The following is a 21890-nucleotide window of genomic DNA, read 5'->3' on the forward strand; positions in this document are numbered from 1 at the left end:
TGATCGGAAACTGTGCAGCTGTTGCACCGACGCGCCGGCGCCGGATGCAACAGCTGCACAGTTTCTCCGAGCCGATCAGGCGTTTGCCGGCTCCTGCTCCTCGATCACCGGCACCAGCGACAGCTTGCCGCGGTCGTCGATGTCGGAGATCTCGACCTGGAGCTTCTGGCCGACGCTGACCACGTCCTCGACGTTCTCCACCCGCGAGCCGCCGGCCAGCGGGCGCAGCTTGGAGATGTGCAGCAGGCCGTCCTTGCCGGGCAGCAGCGACACGAACGCGCCGAAGTTGGTGATCTTGACGATCGTGCCGAGGTAGCGCTCGCCCTTCTCCGGCATGGTCGGGTTGGCGATCGCGTTGATCATCGCCCGGGCCGCCTCGGCCTTGTCGCCGGCGTCGGCGCCGACATAGATCGTGCCGTCGTCCTCGATGCTGATCTGGGCGCCGGTGTCGTCCTGGATCTGGTTGATCACCTTGCCCTTGGGCCCGATCACCTCGCCGATCTTGTCGACCGGGATGTGGATCGTGATGATCCGCGGCGCGAACAGGCTCATCTCGTCCGGCCGGTCGATCGCCTCGCCCATCACCTCGAGCAGCGTCGTCCGGGCGTCCTTGGCCTGATTCAGCGCGCCGGCCAGCACCTCGGCGGGGATGCCGTCGAGCTTGGTGTCCAGCTGCAGCGCGGTGATGTACTCCGAGGTGCCGGCGACCTTGAAGTCCATGTCGCCGAACGCGTCCTCGGCACCCAGGATGTCGGTCAGCGCGACGTAGCGGGTCTCGCCGTCGACGGTGTCGGAGACCAGGCCCATGGCGATGCCGGCAACCGGGGCGCGCAGCGGCACACCGGCGTTCAGCAGCGACAGGGTCGAGGCGCAGACAGAGCCCATCGAGGTCGAGCCGTTGGACCCGAGGGCCTCCGACACCTGCCGGATCGCGTACGGGAACTCCTCGCGGGTCGGCAGCACGGGGATCAGCGCCCGCTCGGCAAGCGCGCCGTGGCCGATCTCGCGCCGCTTCGGCGATCCCACCCGGCCGGTCTCACCGGTCGAGTACGGCGGGAAGTTGTAGTTGTGCATGTAGCGCTTGGTGGTCTCCGGAGCCAGCGTGTCGAGCTTCTGCTCCATGCTCAGCATGTTCAGCGTGGAGACGCCCAGGATCTGGGTCTCGCCGCGCTGGAACAGGGCCGAGCCGTGCACCCGCGGCAGCACCGCGACCTCGGCCGACAGCGTCCGGATGTCGGTCAGCCCGCGGCCGTCGATCCGCACCTTCTCGGTGAGGATCTTCTGCCGGACGAGCTTCTTGGTCAGCGCCCGGTAGGCACCGGTGATCTCCTTCTCGCGGCCCTCGAAGTCGCCGGCGAGCTGAGCCTTGATCTTGTCCTTGAGCACCTCGGTCTCGGTCTCCCGGGTGTGCTTGTCGGCGATCGACATCACCTGCGACAGCTCGGCCGTGGCGGCCTCGGCCACCGCGGCGTAGACGTCGTCTTGGTAGTCCAGGAAGATCGGGAACTCGGCGGTGTCCTTCGGGAACTTCGCCACCAGTTCGGCCTGCGCGTCGCACAGGGCCTTGATGAACGGCTTCGCCGCCTCCAGGCCCGCGGCCACGATCTCCTCGGTCGGGGCGGTCTTGCCGCCGCGGACCAGGTCCCAGGTCTGCTCGGTGGCCTCGGCCTCGACCATCATGATCGCGACGTCGCCGTTCGCGACGACCCGGCCGGCGACGACCATGTCGAACGCCGCCTCCTCGAGCTGGTCGACATCGGGGAAGCCGACCCACTGATCGCCGATCAGGGCCACCCGGACGCCGCCGATCGGGCCGGTGAACGGCAGCCCGCCGAGCGTGGTGGACAGCGACGCGGCGTTGATGGCGACCACGTCGTACAGCTTGTTCGGGTTCAGCGCCATCACCGTGACGACGACCTGGACCTCGTTCCGCAGGCCCTTGACGAAGCAGGGCCGCAGCGGCCGGTCGATCAGCCGGCAGGTGAGGATCGCGCCCTCGCTCGGGCGGCCCTCGCGGCGGAAGAACGAGCCGGGGATCCGGCCCAGGGCGTACATCCGCTCCTCGACGTCCACCGTCAGCGGGAAGAAGTCGATGGCGTCACGCGGCTTGTTCTGCGCCGTCGTCGCCGACAGCAGCATGGTGTCGTCGTCGAGATAGACGGTCGCCGAGCCGGCGGCCTGGCGGGCCAGCAGGCCCGTCTCGAAGCGGACGACGTGCTTGCCCAGCGGGCCGTTGTCGATCACGGCCTCGCTGAACTGAAGGTCTGGTCCCTCCACAGGGATTCTCCTGATTCTCGACCTCGCGACGAAGCGCGAGGCCGGTTACGGATTGCATCCGCACACCAGTTCCACCCCGGGGACACCCTGGACCGGATCGTTGCCGGTCTTCGATCGAGGTTCGCGGGCGAGGTTCCGTCGGAACGTCCCGAAAACCACTACCGAGGACCGAACTGCGCCGGATCCGTACGGAAGTCGCGAGTCCGTGGGCTCGTGGGTGGGATGCAATCTCACTGGTGGTTTAGACGTGTGAAGTTGTGGGTAAAGCGGAGATGCGGCCCGCTGGGAGCAGAGCTCTCAGGCGGGCCGCACCATGGTCAGCGCCGAAGGCCGAGGCGCTCGATCAGCGATCGGTAGCGCTCGATGTCGGTCTTCGCGACGTAGTTGAGGAGCCGACGCCGCTGACCGACCAGGAGCATGAGGCCCCGGCGGCTGTGGTGGTCGTGCTTGTGCTCCTTGAGGTGCTCGGTCAGGTGGGCGATCCGCTTGGTCAGGATCGCGACCTGGACCTCCGGAGAACCGGTGTCACCTTCGTGGGTCGCGTATTCGGCGATGATCTTCTCTTTGGCTGCAGCGTCGATCGACACGCAGTTCTCCTCTCGGTTTCCCGCTGCGCGGCGCCCCCTGCCCGGCTCCGGAAGCTCGTTCCGGAGGGGATTCACCTGGTGTGAGCGGGAGCTCTTGGGTGTCCGCGGCCGCATGCACGGCTCCTCAACGCTACCAGCGAGTCCTCCGAGCACCCAATTCGCACCCTCACGCCCCCGGAAACTGTGCGGTTGTCGCAGCCTCCGCCGGCGTGTCGCTGCATCAACGGCACACTTTCCGGGGGCGCAGGGACGGGCCGCGGGCCGGGGGCGGGGGGACGGGTCGGGACGGGGAAGTCGGTGGCAGCTAAGACCGCAGCTACAGGGCGAGGGTGGCGTCGGCGACCGGAAGCCCGAGCGCACGGGCGGGACTCGGCCAGCGGGTGCCGCCCGGGAGGCGGGTGAGCAGCGCCGAGCCGTTGAACGGGCGGCGGGTCGGGTCCACCTCGGTCGCGGCCCAGACCAGGTCGGCCAGCTGCGGGCTGATCCGGCGGATGGCCTCCATCGCGGCCGGGTTGCGCCGGCCGTTGAGGATGGCGTACGTCACCGGCTCCCACTCCTCCCCCGGGAACAGCCGCTGCCCGCTGGCCGCGTAGGCGAGGCAGCACCCCCACGACCACACGTCGGCGGCGGCCATCGTGCCGCGGCCGAGGATGGTCTCCGGCGCGACGTAGCCCAGCGTGGCGAAGCCGGTGCTGCCGGGCATGGTGGCGGTCACGTCCGCCAGCTTGGCGATGCCGAGGTCGACGATGACCGGCCCGTGGTCGGTGAGCATCACGTTCGCGGGCTTCAGGTCGCGGTGGGTGACCGCCCTGGCGTGGAAGTCGGCCAGGCCGGCGGCCAGCACGACCGCGAGATGGGTCAGCGCGGCCGGGTCGCTGATCGGTCCCGAGCGGTGCACGAAGTCCCACAGGTTCGGGCCGAACAGCCGGTCCATCACCAGGAAGTGGCCGACGCCGCCGTGGTCGGTGCTGGCGTGTCCGACGGTGACGATCTTCACCGTGTACGGCCCGGTGGCCTGGGCGAGCGCCTCCATCTCCCGGAGCAGCCGGACCTGGGCGTCGGCGTCGTCCAGCACGTCGCGCATCACCTTGATCGCGACGTCGCGGCGGTCGGTCCGGTGCCGGCCCGCGTACACCACGCTCATCCCGCCGACGCCGAGCCGGCCCAGCAGGGCGTACGACCCGATCCGGCGCGGATCATGCGGTTTCAGCGGCGCCAGCGCGGGGGCGTACGCGGCCCAGGAGTTGGTCTCCGCCCCCGGCATCACCGCGGTCGGCCGGGGACCGGCGGACGCCGCTCCGGCCGGCATGTCCGGAGCGGACACGACGCGCGCCGGAGCGGCCGGCCGACCCGGCCCGCGCAGCCGGCCTGAGCCGGCCGGGTCAGGTCGGGCGAAGAGCCGCCGGTACTTCGCCGCCGGCCGCTCGGGCGCGGCGACCGCACCGGCTGACGCTGCCTCTGCGCCCGGTGCGGAAGCCGGAGCCGGCTGGGAACCGGTCCCGGGTCGCTCCTGGGGTGACTCGACGGGCCGCCACGGCAGCCCCAGGCTGCGCGGCCGGTCGCGCACCGGCCGCTCGGACTTCGCCGGGGTCGAGAGCTCGCCGACCCAGCCCGGCTCGGCGACGGCCTCCAGCCGTACGGTCCGGACCAGCACCGCGCTGAGCGCGACCTCGGCGCCGATCCCGATCAACAGCGCCACCCGCGACCACACCATCAGGTCGCCGATGATCAGCGCCAGGATGCCGGCCGAGAAGCCGATCACGAAACGCGGGTCGGCATACCACGGCGCGACGGCGCGTCCGCGGGCCCCGGTGACGGCAGCGTGCACCATCCGGAACCGGCGGCCGAGCAGGATCGGGGTGAGGATGAAGGTCAGCGCGAAGACGAGCAGCACGGCGTGGTCGCTGTCCACCGACCAGTGCACGGACGGGGTCAGCGGGACCCCGAACATCACCGGACGCCGCTGGCCGAGGTCGGCCCGCACGCCGGCTGTGTCGAAGCCGTCGATCACGGCCAGCCACCACCACAGGCTGAGGCCGGTCGCCGCGAGCCAGACCAGCCCGGCGGTGACGGGGTTGGCCCTGGTGTCCTCGACCAGCCGGACGGCGGACTCGGCGGCGGTCCGCGGCCGGCGCCGCTGCACCTTCCAGATCCGGCGGAACGCGAACCGGAGGCTGGTCAGCCGGTAGCTGTGGATCAGCGAGAGCCGGCGCAGCAGGAACAGCACCGGGACGGGCACCAAGGCGTAGACGAGCAGCGCGAGAAGCAGCCTGCGGCTCGGATCGACGACGAACGAGAACAGCGCGAACAGCTGGCTCAGCACGTCCTGCGGGATGCCGAACACGCCTCTGCCTCCGCTCGCATGGTCCAGACCCCGGGCGGAGCCGTCCCATCGAGGGTAGACGACCGCTGGCTCCGACGGCAGATGCTCCGTCGTGGCCGCGAGTTGATCTTGCCCCGCGGCGACTGGCGTGGCCCGTCACGACGAGGGAGCAACCGTCGTCGTGAGTGGCGGTCGGACCTGGCCGTGGCCGCCGGCAACCCCGTCCTGTCAGCTCGGCTCCAGGGCGAGAAACGTCCCGGACCCTCGCGATTTTGGTCGCTGAGAACATAACGAAACGATGGGTCGTCCGGAGCGGTTCGTCCGACGGCGAGGCCCGTGGGTGATAAGCAGATGCGATGATCACGGTCGCCGGCCTGACGCCCTCGCTCGACCTCACCTACCTCGTCGACGACCTCCGGCTCGGGGAGATCCACCGCCCGACGCAACTCCTCGCCTGCGCCGGCGGCAAGTCGCTGAACATGGCCCGGGTCGCCCACCGGCTGGGCGCGGACGTGCGGGTGATCGCGGTGCTCGGCGGCCCGACCGGCGACAACGTGGCGGCCCGGCTGTCAGTCGACGGGGTCGCCTTCGACGTGGTGGGCTCCCCGGTCGAGACCCGCACCTGCGTGTCGATCGCGTCGGCCGGCCACGACGAGCTGACCGAGGTCTATCAGTACGCCCCGCCGATGCCGAGCGAGGTCTGGCGCCGGTTCCTCGCCACCGCCGACGTGGATCTCACCAGGCGCCCCGGTTGGCTGGCGATCAGCGGCGCACCCCCGGCCGAGCTGCCCGACGACGCACTCGCCGACCTGATCCGCCTCGCGCACGCCCGCGGCGTCCGGGCCGCCGTCGATACCCATGGTCCTGCGCTGTCCGCCGCCATCGACGTCGGTCCCGAGCTGGTCAAGGTGAACCGGGCGGAGGCGGCCGAGCTGGTCGGAGTGCCCGCCGACCAGGCCGACCTGGCCGACCTCGCCGCCCGGATCCGCGCCCGGTCCGGCGGGATCGTGGTGATCACCGACGGCCGGGCCGGCGCGCTCGGGCTGACCGGCGACCAGATCCTGCGAGTCCGACCGCCGAGCCGGATCGGTCGCTTCCCGGTCGGCAGCGGCGACGCGTTCCTCGGCGCTCTGGTGGCCGGGCTGGATCGTGGCCGGGCCGTCGCCGACGCTCTGCGCGACGCCGCCGCGGCCGGCACCGCCAACGCTTTGCTACCCGGGCCCGGCACGCTGGACCCGCGGACGGTGGCCGAGATCGCCGCGACGACAGAGGTCAGTGAGGTTGCCACCGGCTGATTCCTCAGCTTCATGACAGCGTTGTCAGCGGCCGCGGACCGTAGCTCAAGGGAATCTTGCGGAAGCCAAGGAAAGCCTCAAGACGGGCCGAAACCTCCAGATCAAGTCAGTTGAAGGTTTGACCAACTCCTGATTGAGTGCGAAGAGTTGAATGATCAATTGTCGAGGTCGATCGATCAGGATTGCGGCATCAGCCCAACCGGGCAGGAAATCATCCCCCAGGAGCCACGATTCCGATGAGCATCACCGATCTCGATCTCGATAGCGTCATCAACGGCACCGGCGTGGACAGCGCCCGGCCGGCCGATCACACCGCGCAGGGCACCGGCGCCGCGGACAGCCTGGCCTCGTACCTGCGTCAGCACCAGGAGGACCTGGACTCGCTGCCGACGTACCGGCCGGTGATCGGCGCCATCATCCCGGCGTACAACGAGGCCGAGACCATCGCCGCGGTGCTGAAGTCGCTGCTCAAGCAGACCCGGCTGCCGGACCAGATCCACGTGATCGTCAACAACACCAAGGACGACACGTTCGAGATCGCGGCCAAGTTCGCCGGCCCGCACACCGGCAAGAAGCTCTTCAAGGGTGCCAAGGAGCGGCAGACCACCGAGGTGTTCGTGCACGACATCGGCGCGAACCCCGACAAGAAGGTCGGCGCGCTGAACTACGGCTTCGAGCAGATCCCGCACGCCGACTACCTGCTCGGCGTCGACGGCGACACCGTGCTGGCCCGCGACGCCGTGGCCAGGCTCGAGGCCGAGGCCACGTCCGACACCCGGATCGGCGGCATCTCCGCGATCTACTCGATCGACGACACGCCTCGGCGCGGTCTGCTCGGGCAGCTCCTGATCGCCGGCCAGCGGGCCCAGTTCGCCGCCTTCAACATGCAGAACATGCTGCGCGGCCGCAACATGGCGGTGCTCGGCGGCCAGTGCTCGATCTTCTCGATGCGGGCGCTGCGCGACGTGATGAAGGCCAACCGGCAGCAGACCCCGTGGGTGAACGACTCCGAGGTCGAGGACAGCCTGCTCAGCCTGCAGATCAAGAGCGCCGGCTACCTGACCAAGATCTCGGCCACCGCCCGCGCCGACGTCGGCGGGATGACCACCATCCGCTCGCTGGACGGCCAGCAGGTCAAGTGGAACTACGGCGCCATCGACCTGATGTGGCCGGGCCAGCGCGGCGACACCAAGGGCCAGCCGTTCCACCCGAACCTGCGGCTGCGCTGGGCGGAGAACCTGGGCATGGCGACCAACATCTTCACCCGGATCGCGTTCGTCCTGCTGCTCGCCGGTGCCCTGTCGATCCACGCGTTCGAGTTCAGCCCGCTCTGGCTGATTCCGCCGGTCGTTGCGATCCTGCTGAACGTCCGGATCGCGATGTCGATGAAGAACCGGACCTGGCGCGACGTCGTGTTCGCGGCCACCGGCCTGCCGGCCGAGCTCTACATGTGGCTGCGCGCCGGGCACTTCGTCCGGGCCTGGGTGAAGTTCCTGTCCCGGGTCAAGACCGACAACTGGGCCGAGCAGGCCAAGGCCGAGCGTGGCTCGGGCAACGCGTACCTGACGCCGCTGATCGTGCTGGTCGTCACCTTCATCGCGCTGGGCATCACCTGGTTCCGGCTGCCGATCATGATCCAGTCCTCGATCCTGTGGCTCGGCTGGCCGGTGCTGTACGTCGTCACCATCGCCCAGACCGTCGTGATGATCGGCAAGCTGCTCCGCCGCCAGCACGGCTATAAGGTCTGATCTGCTCCGTGCCCTGAGCCTGTCGAAAGGCATCCGTTGCCCTTCGACAGGCTCAGGACACACGACCGAGAACTCCCGAGCCCCCGGCGGCCACCGCCCCGGGGGCTCGGTGAGCGTCCGGGCGTAAGGGATCAGGCGCCGTGCAGGATGTGCCGGACCTGCTCGACATCGTGCTGCATCTGCTCGATCAGCGCGGCCCGGCCGCGGTACTTCACCTGGCCGCGCAGCCGGGCATAGAACTCGATCGCGATCTCCACCCCGTAGAGCTCGAGATCGTCGCGGTCGAGGACGTACGCCTCCACCCGGCGCTCGACGCCGCCGAAGGTCGGGTTGGTGCCGACCGAGATCGCCGCCGGCCAGCGCGGCTCCCGGCCGTCCAGCCGCCGGACCCAGCCCGCGTACACCCCGTCGGCGGGGACCGCGAAGCCGGGCTGCACCGGCACGTTGGCCGTCGGGAAGCCCAGCTCGCGGCCGCGCTGATCGCCCTTGACCACGACCCCGGTGAAGCGGAACACCTGGTCGCTGAGCTCGCGGACCCGGCCGAAGTCGCCGTCCAGCACGGCGTGCCGGATCAGCGTCGACGAGCTCGGCGTGGTGCCGTCGGTGACCAGGCCGAGCGGTTCGACCACGAACTCGTCCCCGCCCAGCTCGGCCAGGGTGTGGACGTCCCCCGCCGCCCGGAAGCCGAAGCGGAAGTTCTCCCCCACCACGATCCGGGCCGGCCGCAGCGGGCGCAGCACCCGGTCGACGAACTCGGCCGGGCTCCAGCTCGCCACCTCGGGGGTGAAGTCCACCACCACCACCTCGTCCACCCCGCCCTCGAGCAGCAGCTCCCGGCGATGCTCGAGCGTGCACAGCAGCGGCGGCGCCTGGTCGGGGCGGACGACCGACATCGGGTGCGGCCAGAAGGTCACCGCGACGAGCCGCGGGTCCGGCTCGGACGCCTTCGCGTGCCGGAGCAGCTCGACGTGACCGCGGTGCACGCCGTCGAAGTTGCCGATCACGACCACCGTGCGCGGGCTCATCGGCCTCCCTCTGGATCGTCCCTGGACAAACAGCGTCAGTTAACCACGCTGGACCGATGGGCCCGTGGGTTGTCAGAATCTCAGCAGCGGCGGTTCTGGGGGTGAGTGCGTGGCGGCGACGACGGTGACCAGCATCCTGCTCGCCCTGTTCGGCACGGCGCTGGTCGGCTTCGCGGTGCGCAACCTCTTCGGCAACTGGGAGCCGATCGTCAAGCGGACGCCCGAGCAGCTCCGCGAGGCCGAGGTGCAGCGGGCCATCCGCCGGCTGCGGGCCGAGATCGACCGGTTCGAGCGGGGCGGCTAGTCCGACCGCTCCACCACCCGGCCCCAGCTGTACCGGGTGTGGCTGTACGGCTCCTTGCCGAACGCGTACGCGACCGCGGGCTCGATCCGGAACACCAACACCCCGGGTCGGCCGCCCTGCAGGAAGCCGCCGACGCCCACGTCGAAGTGCCAGTCCGGTCCGTACTTGGCCTCCCAGGCGTCTGACAGCTGCCGCAGCCGGGCCGGGTCGGCCACCGGCTCGGCGCGGCCCTCGAGCACCAGGTCCATCCCGCCGGTCAGGTCGTTGCGCCCGGTGGTCACCGCGACCGAGCGGTTGGCGGCAATGTTGCGCGCCTTCTGCTCGGTGTCGCCGGTGCACAGGTGCAGCGCGCCGCCGGTCCAGACCGCGATCAGCGGCGTGACGTGCGGCCGGCCGTCGGCTCGGACGGTGGTCAGCCAGTACAGTTCGGCGGCCGCCAGCCGCGCCTCGGCCACCGGCCACGGGGTCGCCTCCGCTCCCGCCTCGCCGTAGCGCTCGTCCAGGGTGGTCTGCGGTTGGTGCATACGGGTATCGACGGGCCCGGCGGCCCGGACTCATCGGCCCGGACTCATCGGCCCGGACTCATCGGCCCGGACTCATCGGCCCGGACTCATCGGCCCGGACTCATCGGCCCGGGCCTCATCGACGGGCCGGAGGCGACCCGCCCGACCGGCCGGCGGTCAGCCGACGAACACCGCCTCGGGAACCGCGTCGGCGCCGTCGGGGCGGTAGAGCGCGAGGAACCGGCCGTCCGGATCGAACACGGCGGTCAGCCCGGCGGGCAGCGCGGTGTCGGCGAGCCGCCGGCCGACCCGGACCGCCGCCGCGCGACCGGCGTCCAGGTCGAGCGCGGGAAAGCAGCGGCGGGCCACCACGGAGATCTCGGTGACCGTCAGCGCGTCGCCGTCCAGCGACTGTGCCTCGACAAGGGTGAACGGGCCGACCCGGGTACGCCGCAGCGCCGTCAAGTGTCCTCCGGTGCCGAGCGCCGCTCCCAGATCGCGGGCCAGCGCGCGGACATAGGTTCCGGAGCTGCACTCGACGGCGACGTCCAGGTCGGCGACCGGCAGCGCCCGGTCCGGCGGCTCGCCGGCCGGCCCGGTGATCGTGGCGTCCCGCCTGGCCAGCACCTCGAACCGGGACACGGTGACCGGCCGGGCAGCCAGCTCGACCTCGGCGCCCGAGCGCACCCGGGCGTACGACCGCACGCCGCCGACCTTGATCGCCGACACCGCGGACGGGACCTGTTCGATCCCGCCGCGCAGCCCCGCGAGCGCCTCCTCGATCGAAGCCTGGCTCAGCCCGCGCGCACCGGCCGCGGCGGTGGTCTCGCCCTCGGCGTCGTCGGTCAGCGTCGCCTGGCCGAGCCTGATCGTCGCCTGGTACGCCTTGTCGGTCAGGCTCAGCTGGCCGAGCAGCCGGGTCGCCCGGCCGACGCCGAGCACCAGGACCCCGGTTGCCATCGGGTCGAGCGTGCCGGCATGGCCGACCTTGCGGGTGCCGAGCTGCCGGCGGGCCCGGCCGACCACCTGATGTGAGGTGAGACCGGCCGGCTTGTCGACGACCACGATCCCCGCGGGCGGCTCAGACCTCGTGGTCGTCATCGTCGTCGGCCGGGTCCGCCTTGTACGGATCCGCCTCGCCGGCGTAGCTCGCGCCGGCCGCCCGCTCGGCGACCAGCGCGTCCTCGGATCGGGCCTGCGCCAGCAGCTCCTCGATCTGGCGGGCGTTCTCCGGGACGGCGTCGGCGACGAAGGTGATCGTCGGGGTGAACCGCAGCCCGAGCTGCTTGCCGACCTCGGAGCGGATCAGCCCGGTCGCGGACTGCAGCGCGACCGACGTCCCGGCCTGGTCGGTGTCGGTGCCCAGCACCGTATAGAAGACGGTGGCGTCACGGGCGTCGCCGGTCAGCCGGACATCGGTGACCGTGACGAAGCCCAGCCGAGGGTCCTTCACCCGTCGCTCCAGCATCTGGGCAACGATCACCTTGATCTGATCGGCCAGTTTCGGTACGCGTGGCGACGTCATGGGCGCAGCCTTTCAACAGTGAGGAGGACATTGTGCGGACCACCCCGCCTCCGCGGAAAACTGTGCGCGTCTTGCAGTGACACGCCGATCGAGTCTGCAAGACGTGCACAGTTTCCGTGGCAGGGAGCGGGTCGCGCCTACGTACGGGCCTTCTCGCGGAGCTCGTAGGTCTCCACGATGTCACCGATCCTGATGTCGGAGTAGTTCGCGACGGTCAGACCGCACTCGTACCCCTCGCGAACCTCGGTGACGTCGTCCTTCTCCCGCCGCAGCGACGCGACGCTGGAGTCGGTGATCACGACGCCCTCGCGGAGCAGACGCGCCTTGGCGTTGCGCCGGATGATGCCGTCGAGGACCATACAGCCGGCGATGATGCCCACCTTCGAGGAGCGGAAGATCTCGCGGATCTCCGCCTGGCCGAGGGTGACCTCCTCGTAGATCGGCTTCAGCATGCCCTTCAGCGCGGCCTCGATCTCGTCGATCGCGGCGTAGATCACCGAGTAGTAGCGGATGTCGACGCCCTCGCGGTCGGCCAGCTCCGTCGCCTTGCCCTGCGGACGGACGTTGAAGCCGATGATGACCGCATCGGAGGCCGCCGCCAGCGAGACGTTCGTCTCGGTGATCGCGCCGACACCGCGGTCGATGACCCGCAGGCTGACCTCGTCGCCGACGTCGATCTTGGACAGCGCGTCCTCCAACGCCTCGACCGAACCGGCACCGTCGCCCTTGAGGATGAGCCGCAGTTCCTGCGTCTCCCCCTTCTCCAGCTGCTCGAACAGCTGGTCGAGCGTCTTGCGCTTGGTGCTGGCCGCCTGAGCCGCCATCCGCAGCCGGGCCGCGCGGCGCTCGGCGATCTGCCGGGCCATCCGATCGTCCTCGACCACCAGGAACGAGTCGCCCGCACCCGGCACCGCGGTCAGGCCGAGCACCTGGACCGGCATCGACGGCGGAGCCTCGGTGACGTTCTCGCCCTTGTCGTCGAGCAGCGCCCGGACCCGGCCGTGAGCCGGACCCGCCACGATCGAGTCGCCCACGTGCAGGGTTCCGCGCTGGACCAGGACCGTCGCCACCGGGCCTCGGCCCTTGTCCAGGTGCGCCTCGATGGCGACACCCTGGGCGTCCATGTCCGGATTGGCCCGCAGGTCCAGTGCCGCATCGGCGGTCAGGATGATCGCCTCGAGCAGGTCGTCCAGACCCTGCCCGGTGATCGCGGAGACGTCGACGAACATGGTGTCGCCGCCGTACTCCTCCGGCACCAGGCCGTACTCGGTCAGCTGACCGCGGACCTTGGTCGGGTCGGCGCCTTCCTTGTCCACCTTGTTCACCGCGACCACGATCGGTACGTCGGCGGCGAGCGCGTGGTTCAGCGCCTCGATCGTCTGCGGCATCACACCGTCGTCGGCGGCCACCACCAGCACGGCGATGTCGGTCGACTTCGCACCGCGGGCACGCATGGCGGTGAACGCCTCGTGACCCGGGGTGTCGATGAAGGTGATCTTCCGCTCGTCGCCGTCGACCTCGGCAGCGACCTGGTAGGCACCGATGGACTGGGTGATGCCGCCGGCCTCCCGGGCCACCACGTTGGTCTTCCGGATCGCGTCCAGCAGCTTCGTCTTGCCGTGGTCGACGTGACCCATCACGGTGACCACCGGCGGACGCTGGGCCAGATCTTCCTCGCCGCCCTCGTTCTCACCGAACTCGATGTCGAAGCTCTCCAGCAGCTCGCGGTCCTCGTCCTCGGGCGAGACGACCTCGATGTCGTAGTTGAGCTCCGAGCCGAGCACCTTGAGGGTCTCGTCGGAGACCGACTGGGTCGCGGTCACCATCTCGCCCAGGTGGAACAGCACCTGGACCAGGGCGGAGACGTCGACGCCGATCTTCTCGCTGAGGTCGGTCAGGCTCGCGCCGCGAGCCAGCCGGACCTTCTGGCCGTCGCCCTGCCGGACGCGGACGCCGCCGATCTCCGGCGCCTGCATCTGGTCGAACTCTTGCCGACGCTGCTTCTTCGACTTGCGCCCACGACGGGCCGGACCGCCGGCCCGGCCGAACGCACCCTGGGTGCCGCCGCGACCGCGACGACCGCCACGACCGCTCGGAGCGCCGCCGCCGGAGGGCCCACCGGGGCCTCCGCGGCCGGGAGCACCGCCGCCGGGACGGCCGCGGCCGCCGGGAGCGCCGGGGCGACCGCGGGTGCCGGCGGCAACGGGACCGCCGAGCGCCGACTGCTTGGGCATCATCGCCGGGTTCGGGCGCGGCATGCCGGGCACGCCACCGGGACGAGGACCACCCGGGGCGCCGCCGGTGCGGCCGGCCGGCGGACGAGGTCCGCCCGGACGAGCCGCATCCTGTCCGGGGCGCGGGGCGCGGGACTGGCCCATTCCCTGGGACGACGCGAACGGGTTGTTGCCGGGCCGCGGGGCGCCGCTCGGGTTCCGGCGCGGTCCGGGCACGGCGCCCGGCAGACCGCCGGTGGAGCCGGGCCGGGGACGCTGGCCGCCCGGAGTGGGCGCGCCGCCGGGACGGTCGGAACGAGCCGCCTGCTCACGCTGCCCGGGGGCACCCGGGCGCGGCGGCTGACCCGGTCCGGGCCGGCGCTGGTCCGGACGGGCCGGTGTGCCCGGCGCCGCCTGACCGGCTCCGCCGCCCGGAGCCTGACCACCTGCGCCCTGCGCACCCTGACCGCCCGCACCCTGACCATCCGTACGGCCGGTGGGGCGGGCGGGCTGCCCGGCTCCGGGGGCCGGCGTACGCGGCCCGGGAACGGGCTGACCCGGAATCCTCGGTACGGCGCCGCCCGTCGGCCTGGCTGCCGGTGCGGATCCGCCGCCGCGGCCGTCGGCCGGCGCGGTCCGGGCCGCGGGGGTCTCGACCGGAGCGCCGGCGGCGGTCTCGGCCGTCGGAGCCGCGGTGGGTGCTGCGGGGGCCGGTGCACTCGCGGCCGGAGTCGCCGGCGTCACCGTCGGCGGCGTGCCGGTCGGGCGGCCGGCGGATGGCGTTCCGCCCGACGGAGCTCCGGCGGACGGGCTACCTGCGGCTGGCGCTTCCGCAGACGTGCGGCCGGCGGGCGTGCTGCCCGCGGACGTGCTTCCGGCCGACGGGGCCCCCGCAGACGTGCTGCCTGCGGACGTGCTGCCTGCGGACGGGCTGCCTGCGGACGGGGCTCCGGCGGACGGGGCTCCGGCGGACGGGGCGGGGCCGGGCCGGCCGGCCACGGACGGTACCGCTCCCGGCGAGGTCGCGCCGGATGGGCGCGGAGCCGGTGCAGGCCGGTTCGGCGCCGCCGACGGTGCTGCCGCACGATTCTGGGCGCCCGCAGGAACGGGCCGCTTGGCGGTGTCGCCACCACCCGACAGCTTCTCTCTCAACCGTCTGACAACGGGAGCTTCCAATGTGGAGGACGCCGATCGGACGAACTCTCCCATGTCCTTCGCCTCGGCGAGGACGGTCTTGCTTTCGACTCCGAGCTCCTTCGCAAGCTCGTAGACACGGACCTTGGCCACTGCTCTCCTTGTTGCGGTCCGGTCGAGGAGTCGCCGGACCAGTTAGTTGTCGTTCATGCTCACTGAGGGGTTCTCATCGAGTGGTCATGAGCGCTAGCCCACCTTCTGGTTTCGGGCGGCCGCGCTGGTCGGCGCGGACGCTTGCCGGTAGACCGTCCGGGTGGTCCCGAACGGCACAATGTAGAACTCTATGCCCCAACGTGCGGGTTCGTCTAAGCGCGTCGGCCGATCTGGACCCGGAGGGCCGCCTCGACCTGACCTGCATCGACGGTGGTACGCAGCGCTCGTCCGATCGCTCGTCGCCTGAGCGCCTTGTCCAGGCACTCCACCGCAGGATGGAGATAGGCGCCGCGGCCGGGAAGGACCTGTCTCGGGTCCGGCTCGACCGCACCGTCGCGCGCCACCACGCGAAGAAGCTCGTGCTTGTCGCCCCGTTTCCGGCAGCCGGTGCAGGTGCGGACCGGGCGACTCACCCCCCGAGATTAGCGCGGGGACCAAGCGCCCGCGGTGCCCGGAAGGCGCCCCCGCGCCGGCCGGACCCTTACGCCGGCTGATAGGTGACCACGACGCGGCGGTTGATCCTTCGGTTCTTCTCAGAGGTGTTCGGCACTGCGGGATCCGCCTCACCCCGGCCCAGCACGGTGAAGCGGTAGCTCGACGCCGGCAGGCGCGGGCGCAACACGGCTGCCACGGCTCGCGCACGGCGTCGGCTCAGATCCAGACCACGGGCGGCGGATCCGAGATCGTCGGTGTAGCCGACGATTCGCACCGCGCCCGGCCCGCGGGTCTGGAGCTCGGTGGCGATCTCGACGAGCCGGCCGGCGGCAGCAGGGCGGATCTTCGCGCTGTCCTTGCCGAACAGCACGGTCGCATCCAGGGTGACGGTGACCCTGGACGGCAGCTGCTCGACTCTGGCCGCGCGGCCGAGGTCGGACGTGGACGTCGCGAGGTCGAGCACCGGCGCGACGATGCCGAACGCCGGCGTACGCACGTCGAGCACCGATCCACCCGGCTCCGGCGCTGCCGCAGCCACCGACGGCGTCAGGAGGCACCCGAGGACCAGCACGAGGGCCAGGCAGCCGCGCCGGGACGGCCGGGTGTCAGCCGATCGGGACATCGCGGAACGTGCCGAAGTTGGGGATCTGGACGTCGACGCTCGTGATGGTCGGCGGCAGCACGGCGAAGCTAGCCGAGACCACGAACGGCACCTCGGGGTCCAGGTTCACCCCGAGCAGGCTCGTGCACACGCAGTGCCCGGCGCTGTCCGCCGCGACCAGGTAGAGCTTCTTACCGGTGCCGTCGACCAGCCGGATGCCGTCCGCGACGAACGGCGACCGAGCGCTGGAGGAGGAGTCGTCGTCGGACAGCAGCTGGGCCGCCACGGTGTTCTCGTCCGGACTCGTCAGGGTCAGATCGATGCTGCTCAGGGAGCCGGCGCGCCGAACCTGGTAGAGGGTGAGCTGGACCTTCGATCGGTGGTAGGAGACCGTACGGGTCGCGACCACCGACCCGAGCGCGGCGTCGCCGGCCGTCGCATCCGCAGACCCCGGGCTCGGCGAGCCGGGCGCGGTGGCCGAGGCCGGGCCAGCGCTGCCCGTCGCCGACGCGGGCGCGGGACTGCTCGCGCCCTCGTCCGGCGCCGGGCCCGAACAGCCGACCACGCAGGTCAGCACAGCCACCAGGATCGCGCCGGCCCACGGCTTGGATGCAGACATGCGCCAGACCCTAGGGGACCCCGGGGGGCCACAACGCGGATCCACGGGCCCACTCGGCTCGGCGCAGTCGTGCGCTGCGACGGTGCCTCAGCCCACCTGATAGCTGACCACCACCCGTCGATTCAGTCGCCGGTTCGCCTCCGACGTGTTCGGCACCCGGGGGTCGGCCTCGCCCCGGCCCAGCACGATGAACGGGTACGTCCGCGCCGGCAGGTCGCTCCGCAGCACGGCGCCAACCGCCCGTGCCCTGCGCCGGCTGAGATCGAGCCCGTGGGCGGCGGAGCCGAGGTCGTCGGTGTAGCCGACGATTCGCACCCGACCCGGGCCACGCGCGCGCAGCGTCGCCGTCACCTCGTGCAGCCGCCCTCGCGCCTGGCGCCGAAGGGTGGCGCTGTCCCGGCCGAACAGCACGGTCGCATCCAGGGTGACCCGGACCGACGTCCGCGACTGTTCCACCCGAGCCACGCCACCGAGGTCGGAGCTGGAGGTGACGATGTCGACCACTGGCGCGACGATGACCTCGACCGGCGCGGTCGGGTCCGGCGCCGCCATCGCCGGGCCGGGCAGAGCGAGTGCGAACAGCACGACGCCCGGCGCAACCGCCAGCAGGCGCCGTCGTCCGCTCCCCCGGATCCGCGCTTCCCCCGCCCGACCCCACCGGATCGGAAGCTGCCGGACCGCTCGGTCTCCTGCGCGCCACGTCATCACGGCCGGCGCCCCGCCCGGTCAGACGACCGGGACACGTGCGAACACCCCGAAGTGCGGCACCTGGACGCCCAGTTCGGTCACCCCGGCGGGCGGCGCGGCGAACGCCGCCGTGATGACCGTCGGCTGCGCGCCGAGCGTCACCTGGCCGAGGTCGCTGCAGATGCACTCACCGGCGTCCCCGGTGCCGTGCGTGGCGCTCAGATAGAGCCGCTTGTGCGCCGCATCGACCAAGGTGATCCCGTTCGCGGTGTACGACGCGCTGCCCGGTGCGGAGAGCATGCCGCCCGCGATGACCTCGTCCGGTGAGCGTGCCGTCAGGGTCACGTACGCCAGATTCCCGGTCCGCACGATCCGGTAGAGATCGATCGTCACTTCGCCGCCCTGGTACGCGCTCGTTCGGGATCCGACGATCGGCCCGAGTGCACCCAGGTCCGGCGGCCCCGACCCGCCGGCCGACCCGGTCGGCGGCGCGTTCGCGGCCGGGCTGGTCGGGCCGCCGGTGGCGTCGGCGGCGGGCGGTCCGGAGCCGGTTCCGCCGCCGGAGCCGGACGGCGCTGCCGGCAATCCGGGCGTCGAGCCGGCCGAACCGGGCAGCGAGACAGGCAACGAACAGCCCGGCAGTCCGAGCAGGAGCACCGTCGCGATGAGAGGGAGCAGGAGCACAGGTCGCTTCACGACAAGACGCTAAGGATCCGCGCGCGGATCGTTCACCCCACGACGGAACCTGTGGACAACCTTCAGGCGGCCCGTTCGCTGTGGATAACTCGGGGCCGGAGACAGCCGCCACCGGCGGCGGCTCGCAGCTTCAGCGGGTGCTGTCGGGTCCGGCCGGGGGCGCGGTGTCGGAGCGAATATCGATCCGCCAACCGGTCAGCCGGGCAGCGAGCCGGGCGTTCTGGCCCTCCCGCCCGATGGCCAGCGACAGTTGATAATCCGGGACGACCACCCGGGCGGCCCGCAGACCCTCGTCGACGACGGTGACCGATGACACCTTGGCCGGCGACAGCGCGTTCCCGACGAACGTCGCCGGATCGCCCGACCAGTCGATGATGTCGATCTTTTCCTCGTTCAGCTCGTGCATCACCGCCCGCACCCGCTGCCCCATCGGCCCGATGCAGGCGCCCTTGGCGCTCACATCCTTGTTCTGGCTCACCACCGCGATCTTCGACCGGTGACCCGCCTCGCGCGCCACCGCCTTGATCTCGACCGTGCCGTCGGCGATCTCGGGCACCTCCAGGGCGAACAGCTTCTCCACCAGACCCGGATGTGTGCGCGACACGACCACCTGGGGTCCGCGCGGCTCGCGCCGGACGGCGACGACGTACACCTTGATCCGGGTGCCGTGCTGATAACGCTCGCCGGGCACCTGCTCGGCGGCCGGCATGATCGCCTCGATCTTCCCCAGATCGACCAGCACCGTCCGCGCATCGTGGCCCTGCTGGATCACGCCCGACACGATGTCGCCCTCGACGCCGGCGAAGTGGCCGTACTTCTGCTCGTCCTCGGCGTCGCGCAGCCGCTGCATGATGACCTGCCGCGCGGTCGACGCCGCCACCCGGCCGAAGCCCTCGGGCGTGCCGTCGTACTCGCCGACGAGGTTGCCGGCGTCGTCCAGCTCGGGCACCATCACCATCGCGTGGCCGCTCTTCCGGTTGAGATCGACCCGCGCGCCGGGCACGGCCCCGTCGGTCTTCTCGTAGGCGGTCAGCAGCGCCTCCTCGATCGCGCTGATCAGCACGTCGAAGGGAATGTCCTTCTCCCGCTCCAGCAGCCGGAGTACGGAGATGTCGATGTCCATATCAGTCGTCCTCGCTTTCCGCGCCGGGGCGGTTGAACTCGATCTGCACCAGCGCTTTCGACACCTCGCCGAGATCGATCTCGCGCTCGACGCCGTCGACGTCGAGGCTGACCGTGGAACCCTCCACCGCGACCACCCGACCGGTGAGCTGCTCGCCGGACGTGAGCGACACCGCCACCAGCCGGCCACGATTGCGCCGCCAGTGCGGCGCTCGCTCCAGCGGTCGGCTGACCCCGCGGGTGCTGACCTCGAGGGTGTAGGGCGCGCTGCCGGTGACGTCGCTGTCGTCCAGGGCCGCCGAGATGGCCTGGGTTGCGGCCGCGATCTCGTCCAGCGTGGGCCCGGCGCCCTTCGGACCGTCGCCGTCCACGGTGACCCGGACCAGCCGCCGCTTGCCCGCCGGCACGATCTCGATCGCCTCGAGCTCCAGCTCGCATCGAGCGACCACCGGCGTCAGCAGATCGGTCAACTGCGTGGTGTTCATGGCGGGTGGTCCTTCGATTCCGATTGGGCCGAGCAGTTGTGCCCTCCGACGCGTACGGCCGGAGAGACCCGACATTCTTCCACGCCCACGGTACGTTCTCTGCGTGGCCCCGACCCCGTCCCGCGCTCCCGCGCCGGTCACCCGTCGTGCGCTGCTGCGCGCGGCCGGCCTGCTCGGTCTCGCAGCGACGGCCGGCTGCAGCGTGTCCGATCCTCGGATCCAGGGTGGGTCGGACCGGACCGCGTCGCCCGGCCGGTCGGCGTCGCCGAACGAACCGCTGGCGAGCCCGACCCCGAGCGCGCCGCCGACCATGCCGGGAGCCGCGGCCGGTGCGCAGGCGGAGGAAGCCGTCGCCACCCTCGCCGCGGCGCTGCTGGGCTCGAAGGCCGACCTGGATCCGGGCCGGCGCCGGCTGATCGCCGCGGTCCGGGACGCGCATCGGTTGCACGCGGCGGTGCTGCGATCACCCGACCCGACGGCACGATCGGCCGCCGGCGCCACCCCGGGGCCGACGCCGGCCAAGCCGGCGAAGGTCAGCCTGGACGCCCTGATCGCGGCCGAGAAGTCCTTGGCCGCCCGGCACGCGAAGCTGGTGCCGGCGGCGCGGGGGCTCACCGCACTGCTGTTCGGCTCGCTCAGCGTGGCCGCGTCGACGTACGCCTCGGCGCTCGGCAGCACGACGAACGTACCGATCGCCGCCACCTCCGCGAACCCGGCGCAGCCGGAGGTCCTCGACGACGTGGCCGGAATGCAGGCCGTGCTCGCCCAGCTGCACGCGGTGGTCTACGGCTATCAGCTCGCGATCGGCCGGCTGGCCGTCGGTAGCGCGGCCCGCACCCGGGCGGTGAACGGGCTCACCGGGCGGCGCGCGCTGCGCGACCAGCTGACCACGATCCTGCTGTCGCGGAAGGCCTCGGTGCCGGCCGCGGAGCCCGCCTACGTTCCGTCGGTGAAGGTGGTCAACGCCTCCTCCGCCGGCCGGCTGATCGCGACGATGGAGACCGCATTCGTGCCGTTCACCGGCCAGTGGCTCGCCGCGGCCGCCCAGCCGGCCGACCAGGCGCTGGCCTGGGCGTCCATGCGACAGGCCGCATCGCTCGCCCGCACCTGGGGTGGCCCGGTAAGTGCCTGGCCCGGCTGGCCGTCTTGACCGTGGGCTCGCGCCCGCTCCGCGCCTAGTGACGCCGACTTTCTCCCTCAGCTCACAGCCGCGGCCCAGCACCGCTGCCGCCGACCAGCACGGCCCCGCCGCGGCTCAGCCCCGCGATGTCAGCAGGCCGGTGACGACGTCCCAGGCGAGCTTGCAGGCCAGCGCCGCGACCACGATCAGGAACACCTTGCGAACGAAGGAGTTCCCGCCGCGGATGGCCATATGCGCGCCGATGAAGCCGCCCGCCAGATTCGCCGCACCCATGCACAGCCCCACCACCCACAGCACCGAGCCGTGGGCGGCGAAGACCACGATCGCGGCCAGGTTGGTGACCAGGTTGGCGATCTTGGCCTTCGCACTGGCCTCCAGGAACCCGTAGCCCAGCACGGTCACCAGCAAGATCACGAAGAACGATCCGGTGCCGGGCCCCAGGAGGCCGTCGTACGCCCCCACGCCGAGCCCGATCGCCGTCGTCAGCAGGTAGTGCTTGCGGCCGTCGTGCTTGCGGGCGGAGTGCAGGCCGAGCTCGGGCCGTCGCCAGGTGTAGACACCGACCACGATCAGGGCGACCAGCACGATCGGGGTGAAGTACTGCTTGGGCAGGAACCGTGCCGCCTGGGCGCCGAGCGCCGATCCGACGGCCGAGCCGGCGACCAGCGGCAGCACGGTCCGCCAGTCGGGTCTGAGCTTGAGCGCGTACGTGATCGAGCTCGTCGCCGTGCCCCAGACCGAGGACAGCTTGTTGGTGCCCAGGATCGACGCCGGTGGGGTGTCGGCCGGCAGGGCGATCAGCAGTGCGGGCAGCTGGATCAGCCCTCCGCCGCCCACCACCGCGTCCACCCAGCCGGCGACGAACGCCGCGAGCACCAGCAGTCCCAGCGTCCAGAGCGAGATCTCCAGGCCGGTCATCGGCACTCAAGCCGCGGAAACTGTGCAGCTCCTGCAGGC

Annotated in this window: 20 protein-coding genes; 4 read left to right on the plus strand and 16 right to left on the minus strand. The window is 71.6% G+C overall.

Annotated features, from left to right (window positions below):
* Window positions 1-75: 75 nt before the first annotated feature.
* The 3 genes from ABD747_RS15220 to ABD747_RS15230 all read right to left on the minus strand — a co-directional run bounded on the left by ABD747_RS15220 (window position 76) and on the right by ABD747_RS15230 (window position 5208).
* On the minus strand, window positions 76-2277 hold the full coding sequence (locus ABD747_RS15220; protein WP_344806026.1) for a polyribonucleotide nucleotidyltransferase: 2202 nt from the start codon (window positions 2275-2277) through the stop codon (window positions 76-78).
* Between the two features lie 317 nt (window positions 2278-2594).
* Window positions 2595-2858 carry a 30S ribosomal protein S15 gene (rpsO, locus tag ABD747_RS15225; RefSeq protein WP_344806674.1) on the minus strand — a complete coding sequence of 88 codons (264 nt, stop codon included), beginning with the start codon at window positions 2856-2858 and terminating at the stop codon, window positions 2595-2597.
* A gap of 322 nt (window positions 2859-3180) precedes the next feature.
* Window positions 3181-5208: a serine/threonine-protein kinase gene (locus ABD747_RS15230; RefSeq protein ID WP_344806028.1), complete on the minus strand. Its 2028-nt coding sequence runs from the start codon at window positions 5206-5208 to the stop codon at window positions 3181-3183.
* Between the two features lie 335 nt (window positions 5209-5543).
* Between ABD747_RS15230 and ABD747_RS15235 the strand changes: the two genes are divergently transcribed.
* The gene (locus tag ABD747_RS15235; protein WP_344806030.1) at window positions 5544-6482 is read left to right on the plus strand and encodes a 1-phosphofructokinase family hexose kinase; all 939 of its coding nucleotides are present in this window, start codon (window positions 5544-5546) and stop codon (window positions 6480-6482) included.
* A 236-nt stretch (window positions 6483-6718) separates the two neighbouring features.
* Entirely contained in the window at window positions 6719-8230 is a 1512-nt protein-coding gene (locus ABD747_RS15240) for a glycosyltransferase family 2 protein (protein WP_344806032.1), read from the plus strand.
* A gap of 131 nt (window positions 8231-8361) precedes the next feature.
* Here ABD747_RS15240 and ABD747_RS15245 read toward each other — a convergent pair whose 3' ends face one another.
* Entirely contained in the window at window positions 8362-9255 is an 894-nt protein-coding gene (locus ABD747_RS15245) for a bifunctional riboflavin kinase/FAD synthetase (protein WP_344806035.1), read from the minus strand.
* Between the two features lie 109 nt (window positions 9256-9364).
* Between ABD747_RS15245 and ABD747_RS15250 the strand changes: the two genes are divergently transcribed.
* Window positions 9365-9559, plus strand: a complete 195-nt coding sequence (locus ABD747_RS15250) for a hypothetical protein (RefSeq protein ID WP_344806037.1) — start codon at window positions 9365-9367, stop codon at window positions 9557-9559.
* Here the strand turns inward: ABD747_RS15250 and ABD747_RS15255 are convergent.
* The 11 genes from ABD747_RS15255 to rimP form a co-directional block, all read right to left on the minus strand.
* Entirely contained in the window at window positions 9556-10083 is a 528-nt protein-coding gene (locus tag ABD747_RS15255) for a pyridoxamine 5'-phosphate oxidase family protein (protein WP_344806039.1), read from the minus strand. The genes ABD747_RS15250 and ABD747_RS15255 overlap by 4 nt on opposite strands.
* A gap of 156 nt (window positions 10084-10239) precedes the next feature.
* Window positions 10240-11163, minus strand: a complete 924-nt coding sequence (truB, locus tag ABD747_RS15260; RefSeq protein WP_344806041.1) for a tRNA pseudouridine(55) synthase TruB — start codon at window positions 11161-11163, stop codon at window positions 10240-10242.
* Complete coding sequence (gene rbfA, locus ABD747_RS15265) at window positions 11144-11587, minus strand: 30S ribosome-binding factor RbfA (protein WP_344806043.1); 444 nt, start codon at window positions 11585-11587, stop codon at window positions 11144-11146. Before rbfA ends, truB begins: the two co-directional genes overlap by 20 nt.
* A gap of 137 nt (window positions 11588-11724) precedes the next feature.
* Complete coding sequence (gene infB, locus ABD747_RS15270; RefSeq protein WP_344806046.1) at window positions 11725-15087, minus strand: translation initiation factor IF-2; 3363 nt, start codon at window positions 15085-15087, stop codon at window positions 11725-11727.
* A 212-nt stretch (window positions 15088-15299) separates the two neighbouring features.
* Window positions 15300-15560, minus strand: coding sequence for a YlxR family protein (locus tag ABD747_RS15275; protein ID WP_344806048.1), 261 nt, complete (start codon window positions 15558-15560; stop codon window positions 15300-15302).
* Window positions 15561-15628: 68 nt separating this feature from the next.
* Entirely contained in the window at window positions 15629-16204 is a 576-nt protein-coding gene (locus tag ABD747_RS15280; RefSeq protein ID WP_344806050.1) for an OmpA family protein, read from the minus strand.
* The gene (locus ABD747_RS15285; protein WP_344806052.1) at window positions 16188-16802 is read right to left on the minus strand and encodes a hypothetical protein; all 615 of its coding nucleotides are present in this window, start codon (window positions 16800-16802) and stop codon (window positions 16188-16190) included. Before ABD747_RS15285 ends, ABD747_RS15280 begins: the two co-directional genes overlap by 17 nt.
* 87 nt (window positions 16803-16889) lie before the next feature.
* The gene (locus ABD747_RS15290; RefSeq protein WP_344806054.1) at window positions 16890-17387 is read right to left on the minus strand and encodes an OmpA family protein; all 498 of its coding nucleotides are present in this window, start codon (window positions 17385-17387) and stop codon (window positions 16890-16892) included.
* A 141-nt stretch (window positions 17388-17528) separates the two neighbouring features.
* Window positions 17529-18185, minus strand: a complete 657-nt coding sequence (locus tag ABD747_RS15295; protein ID WP_344806056.1) for a hypothetical protein — start codon at window positions 18183-18185, stop codon at window positions 17529-17531.
* Window positions 18186-18315: 130 nt separating this feature from the next.
* Window positions 18316-19308 carry a transcription termination factor NusA gene (nusA, locus tag ABD747_RS15300; protein WP_344806058.1) on the minus strand — a complete coding sequence of 331 codons (993 nt, stop codon included), beginning with the start codon at window positions 19306-19308 and terminating at the stop codon, window positions 18316-18318.
* A 1-nt stretch (window position 19309) separates the two neighbouring features.
* A complete protein-coding gene (gene rimP / locus ABD747_RS15305) occupies window positions 19310-19792 on the minus strand; it encodes a ribosome maturation factor RimP (RefSeq protein ID WP_344806060.1) in 483 nt (160 codons plus the stop codon).
* Between the two features lie 103 nt (window positions 19793-19895).
* Here rimP and ABD747_RS15310 point away from each other — a divergent pair, with 103 nt between their 5' ends.
* A complete protein-coding gene (locus tag ABD747_RS15310) occupies window positions 19896-20942 on the plus strand; it encodes a DUF4439 domain-containing protein (protein ID WP_344806062.1) in 1047 nt (348 codons plus the stop codon).
* A 105-nt stretch (window positions 20943-21047) separates the two neighbouring features.
* Here ABD747_RS15310 and ABD747_RS15315 read toward each other — a convergent pair whose 3' ends face one another.
* Window positions 21048-21851, minus strand: a complete 804-nt coding sequence (locus ABD747_RS15315; protein WP_344806064.1) for a sulfite exporter TauE/SafE family protein — start codon at window positions 21849-21851, stop codon at window positions 21048-21050.
* Between the last annotated feature and the right edge of the window lie 39 nt (window positions 21852-21890).

Origin of the sequence: Microlunatus ginsengisoli (genome assembly GCF_039537205.1) — a bacterium.
Lineage (GTDB): Bacteria > Actinomycetota > Actinomycetes > Propionibacteriales > Propionibacteriaceae > Microlunatus > Microlunatus ginsengisoli.